The sequence below is a fragment of the Thermomonospora sp. CIF 1 genome, assembly GCF_001896795.1.
Lineage (GTDB): Bacteria > Actinomycetota > Actinomycetes > Streptosporangiales > Streptosporangiaceae > Thermomonospora > Thermomonospora curvata.
Genome location: NZ_MOYN02000002.1, coordinates 1 through 14,655, shown reverse-complemented (window position 1 = coordinate 14,655; position 14,655 = coordinate 1). Strand labels below are relative to the sequence as shown.

Sequence of the window (14,655 nt, the reverse complement as noted above, 5' to 3'; positions counted from 1 at the left end):
TTGGGCGCGGGCCGCCCGCGAGTGTGGCTCGCAGGCGGCCCGCCGACGGGAGTGGATGGGGGCAGCCCATGGACGGCTACTGGTCCGTGCTGGCGCTGGTCGGTGCGCTGATCTTGGTGAACGCCGCCTTCTCGGGCAGTGAGATCGCGCTGCTGTCGCTGCGCGAAGGGCAGCTGCGGCAACTGGAGCGGCGCGGGCCGGGCGGACGGCGGCTGGTGCGGCTGGCGCGCGACCCCAACCGGTTCCTGGCCACCATCCAGGTCGGGATCACGCTGGCGGGATTCCTGGCCTCGGCGACCGCGGCGGTGTCGCTGGCCCGGCCGCTGGTGGAGGTGCTGGGGTTCTTGGGACAGGCGGCCGAGCCGGCGGCGATCGCGCTGGTCACGGCGCTGCTGACGTTCGTGACGCTGGTGATCGGGGAGCTGGCGCCCAAACGGCTGGCGATGCAGTTCGCCGAACGGTGGGCGCTGCTGGCGGCCCGGCCGCTGGACCTGCTGTCGATGATCTCCCGCCCGGTGGTGTGGCTGCTGGGGGCGTCCACCAACGTGGTGGTGCGGCTGCTGGGCGGCGACCCGCAGGCGGTCAAAGAACAGCTCACCCCCGAAGAGCTGCGGGACCTGGTGCTCGGCAACCGGGGGCTGACCGCCGAGCAGCGCCTGATCATCTCCGGTGCGCTGGAGATCCACGAGCGCACCCTGCGGGAGATCCTGGTGCCCCGCCGCGAGGTGTTCACCCTGACCGCCGACACCCCGGTCGGGCGGGCCCGCACGGAGCTGGCGAACTCGGGCCACTCCCGGGCGCCGGTGGTGCGCGCCGGGCATGTGGACGACGTCGTCGGCGTGGTCAACCTGCGGGAACTGATCACCTACGACGAGACCGCACCGGTCGCCGAGGTGGCCCGTCCCGCGGTGGCCCTCCCCGACAGCCTGCGCGTCTCCCAGGCGCTGCGGCAGTTCAAGGCCGGCCGCCAGCAGTTCGCCCTGGTCATCGACGAGCACGGCGCGGTGGACGGCATCGTCACCATGGAGGACCTGCTGGAGGAGATCGTCGGGGAGATCTACGACGAGACCGACCGCGATGTGATGGCCGTGCGGCGCGAACCGGACGGGGCGCTGCTGCTGCCCGGCGGTTTTCCCATCCACGACCTGCCCGACATCGGCGTGGTGCTCGGCACGGTGCCGCCCGGCGGCTACACCACCGTGGCCGGGCTGGTGCTGGCCTCGCTCGGCCGCATCCCCGAACGCCCCGGCGACCGGGTGCGGGCCGGCGGCTGGATCATCGAGGTCACCGCGGTCGACCGGCACGCCATCACGGGCGTGCGGATACGCCCGGCCGGGGGGTCGGCCGCCGGAAAGCAGGACGCCGACCGGCAGCAGACGAGCTGAAATGTGAGCGATGCCACCACGTCGGTGAAACCGTCGTGAACTGGGACGATGCAGTAACGCTTTCGTTGCGAAGTCGTGCTGCTCGTCCCCTTTTGGGCGTTGTCGGCGTCTGCCAGTCTGCGGCCGTGAGCAGTGAGAACCTCAGTGCCGGCGAGGACACCAAGTCCACCGACGGGCGGCAGACCGCCCAGCCGGCCAACGCACTGGACAGATTCTTCAAGATCTCTGAACGCGGATCCACCGTGGGCCAGGAGGTGCGCGGCGGGCTCGCCACCTTCTTCACGATGGCCTACATCGTGGTCCTCAACCCATTGATCATCGGCACCGCTCTGGACGCCGACGGGCAGTACCTCGGTGACCTGACCGAGCCCGGGTCCGCCATCCCCCTGGTGGCCGCGGCGACCGCGCTGATCGCCGGGTTGCTCACCATAGCGATGGGCGTCTTCGGGCGCTACCCGTTTGCGATGGCGGCCGGCCTGGGACTCAACGCCGTGCTGGCCTACAGCGTGGCCAGCGGCATGTCCTGGGAAGACGCCATGGGCATCGTGGTGCTGGAAGGCATCATCATCGCGGTGCTGGTGCTGACCGGCTTCCGCGTGGCGGTCTTCCACGCCATCCCGGCCGGGTTGAAGACCGCCATCGCGGTGGGCATCGGGTTGTTCATCGCGCTGATCGGCTTTGTGGACGCCGGGTTCATCCGGCGCATCCCCGGCGCCGAGGGCGAATCCTCGGTGCCGGTGCAGCTCGGGGCCGGCGGCAGCCTGTCCGGCTGGCCCACCCTGGTCTTCGTGATCGGGCTGCTGACCGCCGTGGTGCTGGTGGCGCTGCGGGTCAAGGGCGCCATCCTGATCAGCATCATCTCCACCACGATCATCGCGATCATCGTGGAGGCGGTGGCCAAGGTCGGCCCCTTCAACTCCGGTGTCGGCCCCGACGGCAAGCCGCAGATCAACTCCGACGGCTGGCAGCTGAACGTGCCGAAGCTGCCCGATGAGATCATCGGCATGCCGGATTTGAGCCTGATCGGCGACTTCAGCCTGTTCGGCAGCTTCGAACGGGCCGGCGTGGTGGCCGCCCTGCTGTTCATCTTCACCATCATGCTGGCCGACTTCTTCGACACCATGGGCACCGTGGTGGGCGTGGGCGCCGAGGGCAAGCTGCTGGACAAGGACGGCAACCTGCCCGGGGTCAAGAGCGTCCTGCTGGTCGACTCGGTGGGCGCCGCGGCCGGCGGCGTCGGCTCGGTGTCGTCCAACACCACCTACGTGGAGTCGGCGGCGGGTGTCGCCGAGGGCGCCCGCACCGGGCTGGCCAGCGTGGTGACCGGGCTGCTGTTCCTGGTGGCGATGTTCTTCTCGCCGCTGGTGTCGATGGTGCCGTTCGAGGCCGCCACCCCCGCGCTGGTGGTGGTCGGGTTCCTGATGATGACCCAGATCCGCAACATCGACTTCAGCGACTACGACATGGCCATCCCGGCCTTCCTGACGATCGTGCTGATGCCGTTCACCTACTCGATCACCGCCGGGATCGGGGCCGGCTTCATCGCCTACGTGGTGATCAAGGCCGCGCGCCGCAAGTTCGCCGAGATCCACCCGCTGATGTGGGTGATCTCGCTGATGTTCGTGATCTACTTCACCCTCGACCCGATCAAGGAACTGCTCGGCGTGAGCTGATCGCCGCACGGCGCCTCCGCGGTGGAGCGGGCCGCGGAACGCCTGAACGGGACCGGTCTTCATCAAGGCCGGTCCCGTTCCCTTTTCGGCTCACTTCGGCGCGACGACCATCCGGTGCACCCGGCGGCGCCGCCGCATGCGCCGGATCGCCATCGCCCCCACCGACGCCGCCGCGACTCCCCGCACCCAGGGGTTCCTGGCGGCGGCCGAGGTCAGGACGGGGCGGGTGAGGGCGAGCGCGACCGCCGCGGCCCGTGCCCGCGCCCTGGCCCGCCGGGCGGCCCGGCGGCGACGCCACATCCACGTCCCGGCCGTCACCGCCCCGGCGCCGATGACGACCGCCGCCGTGGAACGCGCCTGCGGCGCGGAGATCCGCTGCGCCTTGCCGGCCAGGTTCCCCCTGACCCGCCCGATCTTGTCCTTGACGCGGGCCTTCACATCGGCCTTGGCCGCCAGCGCCTCCACGATGTCGCCGATCTCGGCGCGGGTGCGCTCGATGTCGGCCCGCAGCTCCTCGGGGCTCGGCGCGCCGCGCCTGCGCTCCGCGGGCTCGGCGGTCTGGACGCCGCCTCCGTCCCCGGCCCGGTGCGCACCCGTCCGGTCGGCCTCCGCCTGCCGCCTGGTGACCGGTTTCGACTCGCTGGTCGTCATCGACGTGCCCCTTCCTCGTTCACGGCGGCATCCGCCCGGTGCCTCGGGCCCTCAGGCGTTCCCCGGCCGGGGATGGACGCGGAAGTCTTCGCCCGCCCCGAACCTTCTTTCCGCACCCGTCCACCGCGTGAGGGCCGGAGGCCACGTGTTGCACAAAGGTCCGCTGTGAGTGCTGTGCATGCCCGGTTTCGGCGTCCTCAACCAGCGCGCCACGGCCGCTGTGAGCCGTCCGCGGCATCGGCCGGGCGGGCCGCCCGGCCGTAGAGGCAGCGCTGCCGGGCGAGGTTGATGGCCTCGCGGGCCGCCTCCCGGTCCCCGGACATCTCCATCAGGTGGGCGCGGGGACGTCAGAAGACCTCGACGCCGAAGGCGCGCAGCGCCTCGGTCACCGGCTGGAAGAAGGTGACGCCGCCGATCCGGCAGTCGCCCGCGCCGCCGGAGGTCAGGCCCAGCGCGGTGGTGCCACTGAACAGCGGGCCGCCGCTGTCGCCCGGCTCGGCGCAGACGGTGGTCTGGATCATGCCGGTGACGGTTCCCTCGGGGAAGTTCACCGTGGCGTTGACGGCGGTGACCCGGCCGGTGCTGACCCCGGTGGTGCTTCCACTGCGCACCACCCGCTGGCCCACCACGGGGTCTGCGGCCCGGACGATGTCCTGCGCCCGGCCGTTGTAGAGGTTGACCGCGCCCCGCCCGGCGGCACCCGGGGCGGAGCGCACGAGCGCGAAGTCGTTGCCGGGGAAGCTGCTGCGCACCGTGGTGCCCAGCACCTGGGCGCCCCGCCGGTCGGCGGTCCAGGTGCGGACCACGTTGCCGCAGTGCCCGGCGGTCAGGAAGAAGTTCTGCCGACCGCGGCGGACGTTGAAGCCCAGCGAGCAGCGCGCGCCCTGCCCGAAAATGGCGTCGCCGCCGAGCGCGAACGTGCGCAGCCGGCCGGGGATGCGCACCATCCGCACCGCCGGGCCCATCTGCCGCGCCGCCCGGCGGACGCTCGCCATCCGCGCCCCGGTGACCGTGTCGTCCGTCCACATCACCACCTGGCCGGCGGCGGGGTCGATGGCCCACCCGGTGCCGGGGATGCTCCCCACCGAGCGCCGCAGGGTGCCGGTGATCCTGTTCAGCGTGGCGGGGCTGCGGGGCACCGGCTTCGGCACCGCGCCCGCCCGGCGGACCATGGCGGCGTCCGCGGCGTTGGTGACCGTGACGACCGGGCGGCCGGCGTCGTCGAGGTAGGCCCCGGCCGTGCGGTCGCCGAGCCGCCGGGCCAGCCGGGCGGCCAGGACGTCGGCGCCGACCCGGTCCGCCGTGGCCGGTTCCGCCCGCACCGCCTCGCCCGGGGTGCCGCCGGCTCCCGTCAGCGCGGCGTCCGCCGTTCCCGCAGGGCGTTCGGCCGGTTCCCCGGCCTGCACCGCATACAGCGATCCGGCCGCCAGCCCGGCGGTCCCGACGACCACTCCGGCGGCGAGAACCACGGTGCGCAGACGGCTCTCATCACCTGCACCCGGACGCCTCATGGCCCCTCCCGGCTTCGATGTCTGGACCTACGTCCGGGCGATACGGCTCCGGGACGGGGCGAAGTTCAACTCCCGGGACTGAAGGGACATGCCTGAGGCGCCGCGGACCTCACCGCTCAAAGACGTGCAGCCCGCCAAGGCCGCGCCAACGGCCAGGGGTCACCGCGCGTGGAGACGCCGAACGGCCGGTTCAGCTCTCGGGCGCCTGCCCGTTGGCCCGGGGACGGTCGGTGCGCGGGATGATCATCATGGCGAAGTCGGCGGAGGCCACCAGCTGCTCCTCGTCGTCGGTGACCTTGCACTCGACGGTGATGAGCCGGCTGCCGGCCTTGATGATCTCGGCCCTGGCGTACACCCGCTCGCCCTTGGCACGTGCCAAGTAGCGCACGTGCATGTCCACGGTCACCAGGTTGTGGGTGGCCAGGTCGAGGTCGCCGGCGCGGGCGGCGACGGTCCCGGCGGCCTGGTCGATCAGCGTGGCGATGGCGCCGCCGTGCAGCCGGCCGGCGCTGTTGAACGCCTGCGGGGCGATGGGCATGGAGACCAGCGCGTGCCGCGGGCTCATCTCGACGAGCCGCAGGTCGAGCAGCGCGCTCAGCTGCGCCGACTGGAACATGGACTGCACGTACTCGCGCTGCTCCTCGGGCAGCTCGGCGACGCGTATCGTCTCGTCCGTAAGCTCAGGGGCGTCGCTCACCGGACTGCTTCCTTCCAGGAGCCGGAACCGGGAGATATGCACGGATGCATACCGCGTGCATCATACGTACCGGTGATCAGCACGCCGCCCACCGCCCTGCGCCCAAGGGCTTGGAGAGCTAGGACCGGTGTCCGGCCACGCGGGAAAACGGGGCGCCGAGATCCACGCCGGCGGCGGTGACAGACTCGGCGGTATGGAGAAGTTCTCCCTGAACGAGATCGAACACCGGCTCCTGGAACGGGCCGCGTCCTCCTCCAGCGGACGCGGTGCCGAGACCGTCTACGGCGGGCAGGGGAACGTCCTGCGGCAGACCGTGCTGTCCCTGCGTGCCGGCAGCGCACTGGCCGAGCACGAGTCCCCCGGCGAGGCCACGCTCTTGGTGTTGCGCGGCCGGGTGCGGCTGCGCAGCGGCGACGCCTCTATCGAAGGGACGGCCGGGGAACTGCTCGTGATACCACCGGCCCGGCACGCCCTGGAGGCGGTCGAGGACTCCGCCGTCCTGCTGACCACTGCCAAAAGCGGATGAGCGACGTCCCGGTCGCGTATCCCGCCCGCATCCGGGACGGATCGACCCCTACCGCCGGATGAGGCCCGCCGCCGCGGCCGGGGGACGCCAGGCGAAAACCGGGTCGCCCTGGCGCAGCACCAGGGAGGGGCCCAGCCGGTTGGCGGTCCACATGGCCGCATCCCGCAGGGCCACCAGGAGCGGGTTCTGCAGCGCGGCCAGGCGTCCGATCCGCCGGGAACGGCGCATGATCTCGGTGGTGCGGGGCAGGCGGGCCGCGGTGTAGGCGGCCGGGCCGCCGCCGTCGGTGACCTCGTGGGCCAGCACGATCGCGTCCTCGATGGCCTGGCAGGCGCCCTGCCCGAGGTGGGGGGTCATGGGGTGGGCGGCGTCCCCGAGCAGGACGACGCGGCCCCGGTGGAAGGCCGGCAGGGGACGCTCCATGAAGTAGATGTCGTTGCGCAGGATCCGCGCCGGGTCGGCTTGGGCCAGCAGGCCGGGGATCGGGTCGTGCCAGGTCCCGAACAGCCGCAGCAGTTCCCGCTTTTCGTCCGGGGCGCGCCGCCCGGCGGGGGCGGGTGCGGCGGCGTAGCAGTACAGCATGCCGTCGGCCAGCGGGGTGACGCCGAACAGCAGGCCGCGGCCCCAGGTCTCGGAGAACGCCTCGATCGTCCCGGGGTCGGCGGTCAGCAGCCGCCAGGCGGTCAGCCCGAAGTAGCGCGGCCCGGGGTGGCCGGGGAAAAGGGCGGCCCGGGTGCGGGAGCCGATCCCGTCGGCGGCCACGATCAGGTCGGCGCGGTCGGCCCCCCGGTCGGTGATCACGGTGCCGTCGTCGGGGGAGACCGACTCGACGGTGACGCCCAGGTGCAGATCGTCCGTCTCCAGCAGGCCGCTGAGCAGGGAGACCAGCCGGGACCTCAGCATGATCACGGTGAGGTCGCCATAGCGCACGGCGGCGTCCTCGGCGCTGGTGCGGCTGAGCCAGCCGCCGCCGGGGCGCTGCAGCCCGCCGTCCCCGGCGAGGGCGGCCAGGTCGCGCACCCGGTCGCCGATGCCCAGGGTGTCCAGGGCGCGCAGCGCGTTGGGGCCGATGGCCAGGCCCGAGCCGACCGGTTCCAGGCCGGGGGCGCGTTCGTAGACGCGCACCGTCCAGCCTTTGCCTTTGAGCGCCGCCGCGGCGGTGAGCCCGCCGATCCCGCCGCCGATCACGATCGCCTTCCGCATGACTTCCACTCCTCACTACATCCGTAGTGATTTCACTATAGCTGTAGTGGCACTACGGAAGTAGTATCCGGGGGCATGAAATCGCCGCGCGCCGAGCTGGTCGCCGAGACCGCCCTCACGCTGCTGGCCGAGCGCGGGATGCGCGGGCTGACCCACCGGGCGGTGGACGAGGCGGCCGCCCTGCCGCCCGGGTCGGCCTCCAACGTGGCGCGCACCCGCGCCGCCCTGCTGGCACTGGCCCTGGAACGACTGAACGAACTGGAAGAACGGCAATTCGCCGCCGCCGGACCGCTGCCCGAACGCCCCGGCAGGCACGTCCTGATCGAAGCGGTCGCCCGGTTGCTGCACGCCCAGCTCACCGAGGACCGCCGGCGCACCCTGGCCCGCTACGAACTGGCCCTGGAGGCCACCCGCCGCCCGGAACTGCGCACGCTCTACGACGAAAGCGGCCGGCGCTTCCGCAACCTGGCGATCGCGCTGATGACCGCGGCCGGCTCCAGCGCCCCCGACCGCCACGGCCGCCAGCTGGTGATGTTCTGCGAGGGCGTCATGTTCTACGTGCTCGCCGGCGCCGGCACCGAGCCGACCCTGGAGGAGCTGCGCCTGGCCGTGGCCGACTTCTTCACCGGTGTGCTCGGCCCTTCCCGGGACACCCCCGGCACGGCGCGGCACTGACCCTTGCCCCTCTTTGGCCGCCCGACCAGCGCAAATGCCGCAACCTTCCCATGCCCGTAAATCACCGGTAATCGCTGTCAAAGGAATCTTTATGTGAACTATTGGGCGTCGTCCTGCGGGTATGGGCGACGTAACGGGCACGGCGAGCACACCGCGAAAGACCTGCCCGAACGCCGTACGCGACGGCGGTCAGCCCCGTCCAGCTCAAGGAGGAGCATGACGATGACCGCACCGACCCTGACCCGCACGGCCCAGCAGTGGGCCGACGCCTTCGCCAAAGCCAGCAACGAAGACCCCGAGATCCAGGCCCACGGCAAGGACTTCACCTGCTCGTACCTGCTGGACGCCACCGACCACGCCTTCGTGATCCGCGTGGAGTCCGGGCGGGTGGTCCAGGTCGCCGTCGACCCGGGGCCGCTCGATGTGCGCTACCAGTTCGCCATCCGGGCGAGCGCGGAGACCTGGCGCAACTTCAGCAAGCCGGAACCGCCGCCGATGTTCCACGGGATCTGGGCCGCCAGCTTCCAGCGCGACATGCGCCTGGAAGGCGACCTGCTGGTCCTCATGCAGAACCTGCGCTGCATCACCCGCCAGCTGGAGCTGCTGCGCACCGTCGGCTCCCCAGTCTGAGGAAGGACACCGCCATGAGCAGGATCTCTCCGGTAACCGGGCACTATGTGACCGTCGAGGTGGACGGCCTGGAATACAAGGTCTTCTACCTGGAGAACGGCACCGGACAGCCGCTGGTCTGCCAGCACACCGCGGGCTGTCACAACCACCAGTGGCGCGGCCTGCTGGAGGACGAACAGATCGCCTCCGACTACCGGATCATCGCCTACGACCTGCCCCGCCACGGCAAGTCCGACCCGCCCGAGAACACCGAGTGGTGGAAGGAGGAGTACAAGCTCACCGCCGAGCACTACACCAACTTCATCATCGCCTTCTGCGACGCCCTGGACCTGAAGGACCCGATCTTCATGGGCTGCTCGTTCGGCGGGAACGTCGCCCTGCAACTGGCCCTGCGCCGCCCGGACCGCTTCGCCGGCATCATCGCGGTGGAGGGCGCCGACTACTCGCCCGGCTTCTACCTGGACTGGTGGCAGCACCCGCACGCCAACGCCGCCCAGGTGTGCGCCAGCGGGGTGTGGGACCTGATGGCACCCCAGTCCCCCGAAGCCGACCGCCGCAAGACCTGGTTCTACTACACCCAGGGCTCTGAGGCGTTCAAGGGCGACCTGTACTTCTACTCGGTCGACCACGACCTGCGCGACCGCCTCGGCGAGATCGACGGGGACCGCTGCCCGCTGGTGATGATGACCGGCGAGTACGACTACCTGACCACCCCAGAAGACAGCGCCCGCACCGCCAAGGCCATCAAGAACTGCACCTTCCTGAAGATGGAGAAGATCGGCCACTTCCCCATGAGCGAGAACTACCCGGTCTTCCGCCTCTACCTGCTGGAGGCCCTCCGCATCCTCAAACAGCGCCGCAAGACACCCGTCCCCGCCTGACCCGCGAACCCGCACAACGACCGGCCGGCACCACCCCGGCCGGTCCCTTGTGCCCGCTCCCGGCCCACCGCCGACCGCACGGGACGCCCTCCACAAAATCCCCCGCCCACATGGAAAGCGCTCACCGCACATCTCGGCGCCGACGAGGGCACCGCCATGGCATTACGCGCCGACCTGTCGAAGCGGACGCCCGGCCGACAGCGACCTCGCCCGGCCTCACGCCGCCACCCACCCGAAGCCTGCCGAGTTGGCCTGCCCGAGCCCCCAGCTCCACAACGCCCGCAGCACCTCGGGCGCCCCGCGCAACTCGACCTCGATCAGCGCCCCGGGCTTCTTGCCCTTGCCCGTCTCATAGGAACGCCGCGCCCCGACCCAGGTGATCCTCTCCAGACTGATCTCCGGGTCCAACCCCAGTGTCTCGGCCTTGCGCCGCAAATTCCCCTCGAAGTAAGCGGGGAACTCCGAATCTGTGGGCATGAGCCAAGCCTGCCGGGTCTGGCGAACCCCCCACTCGTCCCGCCCGGACCCCTTCAACACGACCGGCGTGACCGTCCTCAGCGCGCCCGCCCCGCGGCGAACGCCGGCGGCTCCACCACCGTGACCCCCAGCAGCCGAAACGCCACCCCGCCCCAGTCGATCAGCTCCCGCCGCCGCAACCCCGCCGCCCAGACCTCGACCACCGCCGGCAGCGGACTCCCCAACTCCCAAAATCCCTTCCCTCCGGCCGCATACACCCCACGACGCCGCCTCGCCTCCGGAAACATCGGCGCCCCGTACCCGAACGGCGCCATCCCATACGGCCCCCACCCGAAATCGTGCAGCCTGGTCCCCAGTTCCGGCGCCACACGAGCCAGCAGGCCATAGACCAACGACCGCCCGGGCGCCAACACCACCGACCACGGAATACTCTCCGCGGACGTCGCGATCTTCACACGTAATCGCATATCCACCCCTTCTTCAGTTTTTCACAGACAGCAAGTCCCAGAACCGACGAAATTCTCCGTACTATGACCAGAAAAGCTGCACGCCTGGCTGGTGCGGCACCGTCTCTGGGACGAGCTGGCCGTGCTCGACCCCCAACATGCCGAGACCTGGCGCCTGCTGGCGGCCCGGCAGCACGGCGCCGTCACCGCCGCCCGCCAGGCACCTGCAGAAATTGACCGAGTCCCGGCCGACCGTGCAGGCGACGTTCTTTGAACGCGTCGCCCACGGCGAAGCCATCGACCAGTCCCTGCTGCGCGCCTGGCACCGGCGGCGTCTGGCCAGTCGGCTAGACAAGGAACGCGACCGGCTCCCACGCTGCACCGGCATGCTGATCTTCGCCCTGGTGGACGCGCTTGCACCAGCGCGCCGAAGGACAACGCTGCGGTGCAGACCTGATCGAGCAGGTCCGGCGGCTGCTTCCCCCCGCAGTGAGCAGCGAGTGCGCGGCGATGCTACGTGACACCGAGCTGACGGCCCTCAACCGTGACGCTGCCACCCACAGCACCCACTTCCGCGAACCGGGCGCCGAAGTACGCCCATTCCTCGCACGATCATCGAGCAGGCCGACGCCTGGGAGACCGGCGGCCTCGTCCCCTCCCTGCTGTCCAGTACCGGTCTGCCCCCTGGCCGGTCCCGGGCAGTGGCGACGTGCTGGTCCTCATGAGCGTTGGCCTGTCCCACCCGCCGATCCTGCCGACGACCACGGCCACCAAACGTTTCAGAAGAAAGCAGATAAGCAGGGAGCACTAGGTTCTCCGGCAGGGACTACACCCGCACAAACAGAACGGGAAATTTTGACGTCCTCACCCCGCCAGGGCCGCAACACCCGAAGAGAACCATTCTATATCACTAATTCGAACACACTCCTGAACCCTCAGCGCTACCCCCCTCGCCGCTCACGGCTCACCGCTCTCACTCCACCTTAATATAAGACATCCCTTATAGGGGAATTCGGTCGCCCAAATTTGGGTAATACCACAAAACCCACACCCCCAGGAACTCTGTTAACGCACCATGGCTACACACCACCGCACACGACAGAGGGATCCCCTAACTAGGGCCCAACAGCTTCAACAGTCCCAGTCGGTGTGCACATACCCCACACGTACGGCAAGATGTCAGAGTGGCTACCAACTGGTTCCTAGCGATAGACGGTGACGACATTGGTCGCCACCTAGAAGTGTACGTTATAACAGAGAACAAAAATAAGCTAAGGGAACTCTCTCAAGAATTTGAGAACCTAATAAACGAGCTCTTCAATCAAATTAACAAAAACCCCTCCATCAAAGTCCTCTTGCATGGCGGAGACAGCATACTCCTGGAAATGCCAAGATCAGAAATTGAGACAACAGTCAACCTGATCCGTACCACGTCCAGAGGAACAAGCTTTACCTTTTCCGGCGGCTACGGAAAGACAATGCGCGATGCCTACCTGGCCCTCAAGCTGGCAAAGGCCACCGGGAAGAACAAGATCATCCCGTTCACGCCGGAGACACTACGGTGAATACCGCGCTTATCTTTACCTTCTCAAACAACGTTGACATCTACATTAATTCCATCTTGCACCTTGGCGACAAATATGCTGTCTCAAAATTCTCCTTCATATTCGTCACAGGAGCAACAATAGAGGGCCCCTCAACCGACTTCGCCGACAAGATCGTATCTGGACTAGAAGACCTCTCGGCAGGAATATATAAGAATTCCTCCATAGAGATCGATGACAGGATCAAATCTCGCTGTGCAGCTACTGTAGACAATCTCAAGGCAAGCCAGTCAAACCAGGAGCTGGCTCAGCCAGTTCCACTGGAAGAACTGGAGAAGTTCCTAGAAAGACAATCAAAGCAGGCCAGGCCTGGAAGACTTTTCATTGATGTCACCGGGCTACCAAAGGTTCTCATGTCCCACGTTATGCTGATCGGAATTGCCGGCGGCCACGAAACGTATGCTTTTGAGCTGCACAAGCAACCAGACAGAGCACACCCCGAGAAGTCTTTGTACTTCTTTATCCCACCTGGGGGATTTTCCTACTATCCACTCAGACAATCCCCGGCAGTACAATCTGTCTTCCGAAAACTCATCCACGTGCGAAGGATTTTGCGAACGACAACAGCCACTTTGATAGTTGGCATCATCTGCTTTTCAATACTAACCTTCATCGACTCACAAAACCCTATACTCGCCACAATCGGACTTGTCTCCAATCTAATTGGAATAGCCAGCGGCATATATCAGATGCGATCCCCGAGATAACCTTAGAGATCTCCTCATCCGCCATCCCTGACATAAGGACATAAGGAAGCGGTGTCATCTAACAGCTGCTGCCTGAGAGAGTTTCGAGGTTTATCGGCATCCTGAGCTTGGCTTGTTCTCGGACATCACGTCCAGAACGCGGCCGAGTTCTACCGCCCCAGAAGGGGACCGCATGCGGCCTGTCGCCCAGCTGCCCAGCTGGCCGACTCTGACGAGATCGTCGCCTTCGCCGCGTTCTGCACCCTGGTCAGACCCGCGCCGTGCGCCGCCGCCCACAATCCGCTGAGCCGAGCCCGGCACGCCGGCCGCGCCTGCCAGGCGCCAACCGGCCGGGGATGGTGCGCCGACTGCGAGGCCACGGCCGACGACCTGCTGACGACCAGTTTCCGCCGGCTCCGCAAGGCCCTGCACGGCCCGGTACCCACCACCCGGAACGGCGAACCCGTGCGGGAGTGGCTCGTGCTGCGCACCCACCTGGCCTCCCCCGAAGCCGAACAGCAGGACGCCGCCGACCTCACCCGCCCCACCACCGACACCGACCCCCGCTGGCTGCGCACCGCCCGCGCCCAGCTCGTCCACTATCCGCTGCGGCACCTGGAGGGACGAGTCCGCCGCCAGGACGCGGTGGCCCGCGGCGCGGCCGCCCGCCCCGAGCGCGACCTGCGCCAGGCCCGCTGGGCGGCTCCGCTGCGCACCGACCCGTCCCTGCTGGACCTGGCGATCATCGCGGTGTTCCGCGCCCGCCGCGGCCTCACCGACCTGCTCCACGTCCCCGAGGACGTGCGGCAGCGTCTCAACCTGACCCCCACCCAGGCCACCGAGAAGATGCGCAAGGCACTGCAGACCCTGCACACCGTCAACCCCGCCTTCTTCACCGCCAACCTCGGCACCTCGGCCTTCTCCCTGCTCCACCCCGCCCCCACCACACCCCCAGAGCGCGTCCAAGCCCAAAGCACCCTGCGCGCCCTCCTCACCTCCCACCCCCACCGCCCGATCATCGCCGCCCTCTGCGCTCTCGCCGCAGGCGAGAACACCGCCCCCACCGAAATCGCCCGTCGCTCCCTCGGCCTGTCCCCCGAGGCCGCACACCACCTCGTCCGCCGCCTGACCACCCTGATCGCAACAGCGGGAATCGACTGGACCGAGCAGCTCCTCACCCCTGCCGAGAACCATCCCGGAGACGGTTCGACCACCCCATTTCGGAGGCGAAACGACCACCAAGCCGCCTAGTCCGCTTCCAAGAGACGCTGAACAGCCAACCCCGAGACCACCACCCATGCCCAGCCTTCCAGAGGAAAGGCACGCTCGCTCACCCAGCGACACGATGCCCACTGGCGAGCTACCGTGGTCGTGCAGCTCTTACTCCCGCCGTGCTTGTGCGTCCTACCTGGGCAGATGCACAACCGACGGTCCGCTGCAAAACCGGACCGTAGCCGGTGGGCTTCCGTGCCTCTGGCCTGCGGCTTTACCCTGGGGGTCCTCATCACCCCTCAGAGGGATCGCAACGCAGCGAGCCGGACCATCTCACAGCGGCGCTGAGCCTGGTCCTCATCACCCCTCAGAGGGATCGCAACACTTGGACCGGCTGG

Annotated in this window: 15 protein-coding genes; 9 read left to right on the top strand and 6 right to left on the bottom strand. The window is 68.7% G+C overall.

The window, feature by feature from the left end; all coding sequences use genetic code 11:
• Positions 1 to 68 precede the first annotated feature (68 nt).
• Positions 69 to 1,385 carry a hemolysin family protein gene (locus tag BUE48_RS00135; protein WP_012850418.1) on the top strand — a complete coding sequence of 439 codons (1,317 nt, stop codon included), beginning with the start codon at positions 69 to 71 and terminating at the stop codon, positions 1,383 to 1,385.
• Between the two features lie 125 nt (positions 1,386 to 1,510).
• Positions 1,511 to 3,058 (top strand): NCS2 family permease, encoded by a 1,548-nt coding sequence (locus BUE48_RS00130; RefSeq protein ID WP_012850417.1) that lies wholly within the window; start codon positions 1,511 to 1,513, stop codon positions 3,056 to 3,058.
• A 90-nt stretch (positions 3,059 to 3,148) separates the two neighbouring features.
• Here BUE48_RS00130 and BUE48_RS00125 read toward each other — a convergent pair whose 3' ends face one another.
• The 3 genes from BUE48_RS00125 to BUE48_RS00115 form a co-directional block, all read right to left on the bottom strand.
• A complete protein-coding gene (locus BUE48_RS00125) occupies positions 3,149 to 3,709 on the bottom strand; it encodes a DUF3618 domain-containing protein (RefSeq protein ID WP_286988221.1) in 561 nt (186 codons plus the stop codon).
• 347 nt (positions 3,710 to 4,056) lie between these two features.
• Positions 4,057 to 5,220 carry a S1 family peptidase gene (locus BUE48_RS00120; protein ID WP_286988220.1) on the bottom strand — a complete coding sequence of 388 codons (1,164 nt, stop codon included), beginning with the start codon at positions 5,218 to 5,220 and terminating at the stop codon, positions 4,057 to 4,059.
• Between the two features lie 190 nt (positions 5,221 to 5,410).
• On the bottom strand, positions 5,411 to 5,917 hold the full coding sequence (locus tag BUE48_RS00115; RefSeq protein ID WP_012850413.1) for a PaaI family thioesterase: 507 nt from the start codon (positions 5,915 to 5,917) through the stop codon (positions 5,411 to 5,413).
• 193 nt (positions 5,918 to 6,110) lie between these two features.
• Here BUE48_RS00115 and BUE48_RS00110 point away from each other — a divergent pair, with 193 nt between their 5' ends.
• The gene (locus BUE48_RS00110) at positions 6,111 to 6,443 is read left to right on the top strand and encodes a cupin domain-containing protein (protein WP_041440401.1); all 333 of its coding nucleotides are present in this window, start codon (positions 6,111 to 6,113) and stop codon (positions 6,441 to 6,443) included.
• Positions 6,444 to 6,491: 48 nt separating this feature from the next.
• Here the strand turns inward: BUE48_RS00110 and BUE48_RS00105 are convergent, their stop codons facing one another.
• The gene (locus BUE48_RS00105; protein WP_286988216.1) at positions 6,492 to 7,646 is read right to left on the bottom strand and encodes an FAD-dependent monooxygenase; all 1,155 of its coding nucleotides are present in this window, start codon (positions 7,644 to 7,646) and stop codon (positions 6,492 to 6,494) included.
• A 75-nt stretch (positions 7,647 to 7,721) separates the two neighbouring features.
• Here BUE48_RS00105 and BUE48_RS00100 point away from each other — a divergent pair, with 75 nt between their 5' ends.
• From BUE48_RS00100 to BUE48_RS00090, 3 genes are all read left to right on the top strand, one after another.
• Complete coding sequence (locus BUE48_RS00100; protein ID WP_012850410.1) at positions 7,722 to 8,321, top strand: TetR/AcrR family transcriptional regulator; 600 nt, start codon at positions 7,722 to 7,724, stop codon at positions 8,319 to 8,321.
• A gap of 222 nt (positions 8,322 to 8,543) precedes the next feature.
• On the top strand, positions 8,544 to 8,951 hold the full coding sequence (locus BUE48_RS00095) for a hypothetical protein (protein WP_286988213.1): 408 nt from the start codon (positions 8,544 to 8,546) through the stop codon (positions 8,949 to 8,951).
• Positions 8,952 to 8,965: 14 nt separating this feature from the next.
• Complete coding sequence (locus tag BUE48_RS00090; protein ID WP_012850408.1) at positions 8,966 to 9,832, top strand: alpha/beta fold hydrolase; 867 nt, start codon at positions 8,966 to 8,968, stop codon at positions 9,830 to 9,832.
• 216 nt (positions 9,833 to 10,048) lie between these two features.
• Here BUE48_RS00090 and BUE48_RS00085 read toward each other — a convergent pair whose 3' ends face one another.
• Both BUE48_RS00085 and BUE48_RS00080 read right to left on the bottom strand, forming a co-directional pair.
• The gene (locus BUE48_RS00085; protein WP_245536942.1) at positions 10,049 to 10,369 is read right to left on the bottom strand and encodes a CRISPR-associated endoribonuclease Cas6; all 321 of its coding nucleotides are present in this window, start codon (positions 10,367 to 10,369) and stop codon (positions 10,049 to 10,051) included.
• 17 nt (positions 10,370 to 10,386) lie between these two features.
• Positions 10,387 to 10,533 (bottom strand): hypothetical protein, encoded by a 147-nt coding sequence (locus BUE48_RS00080; protein ID WP_245536941.1) that lies wholly within the window; start codon positions 10,531 to 10,533, stop codon positions 10,387 to 10,389.
• Positions 10,534 to 11,939: 1,406 nt separating this feature from the next.
• On the opposite strand from BUE48_RS00080, the gene BUE48_RS00075 reads away from it, so the two are divergent.
• The 3 genes from BUE48_RS00075 (at position 11,940) to BUE48_RS00065 (ending at position 14,296) form a co-directional block, all read left to right on the top strand.
• The gene (locus BUE48_RS00075) at positions 11,940 to 12,320 is read left to right on the top strand and encodes a mCpol domain-containing protein (RefSeq protein WP_148232871.1); all 381 of its coding nucleotides are present in this window, start codon (positions 11,940 to 11,942) and stop codon (positions 12,318 to 12,320) included.
• Complete coding sequence (locus BUE48_RS00070; RefSeq protein WP_012850406.1) at positions 12,317 to 13,066, top strand: hypothetical protein; 750 nt, start codon at positions 12,317 to 12,319, stop codon at positions 13,064 to 13,066. The genes BUE48_RS00075 and BUE48_RS00070 overlap by 4 nt, the downstream gene beginning before the upstream one ends.
• A gap of 444 nt (positions 13,067 to 13,510) precedes the next feature.
• Positions 13,511 to 14,296 carry a hypothetical protein gene (locus BUE48_RS00065; RefSeq protein ID WP_041439107.1) on the top strand — a complete coding sequence of 262 codons (786 nt, stop codon included), beginning with the start codon at positions 13,511 to 13,513 and terminating at the stop codon, positions 14,294 to 14,296.
• Positions 14,297 to 14,655 lie beyond the last annotated feature (359 nt).

Bases quoted from the DNA above. Each gene is read 5' to 3' on its own strand.
- BUE48_RS00135 (WP_012850418.1), top strand. From the start codon at position 69: ATGGACGGCTACTGGTCCGTGCTGGCGCTGGTCGGTGCGCTGATCTTG.
- BUE48_RS00125 (WP_286988221.1), bottom strand. From the start codon at position 3,709: ATGACGACCAGCGAGTCGAAACCGGTCACCAGGCGGCAGGCGGAGGCC.
- BUE48_RS00120 (WP_286988220.1), bottom strand. From the start codon at position 5,220: ATGAGGCGTCCGGGTGCAGGTGATGAGAGCCGTCTGCGCACCGTGGTT.
- BUE48_RS00110 (WP_041440401.1), top strand. From the start codon at position 6,111: ATGGAGAAGTTCTCCCTGAACGAGATCGAACACCGGCTCCTGGAACGG.
- BUE48_RS00105 (WP_286988216.1), bottom strand. From the start codon at position 7,646: ATGCGGAAGGCGATCGTGATCGGCGGCGGGATCGGCGGGCTCACCGCC.
- BUE48_RS00100 (WP_012850410.1), top strand. From the start codon at position 7,722: ATGAAATCGCCGCGCGCCGAGCTGGTCGCCGAGACCGCCCTCACGCTG.
- BUE48_RS00095 (WP_286988213.1), top strand. From the start codon at position 8,544: ATGACCGCACCGACCCTGACCCGCACGGCCCAGCAGTGGGCCGACGCC.
- BUE48_RS00090 (WP_012850408.1), top strand. From the start codon at position 8,966: ATGAGCAGGATCTCTCCGGTAACCGGGCACTATGTGACCGTCGAGGTG.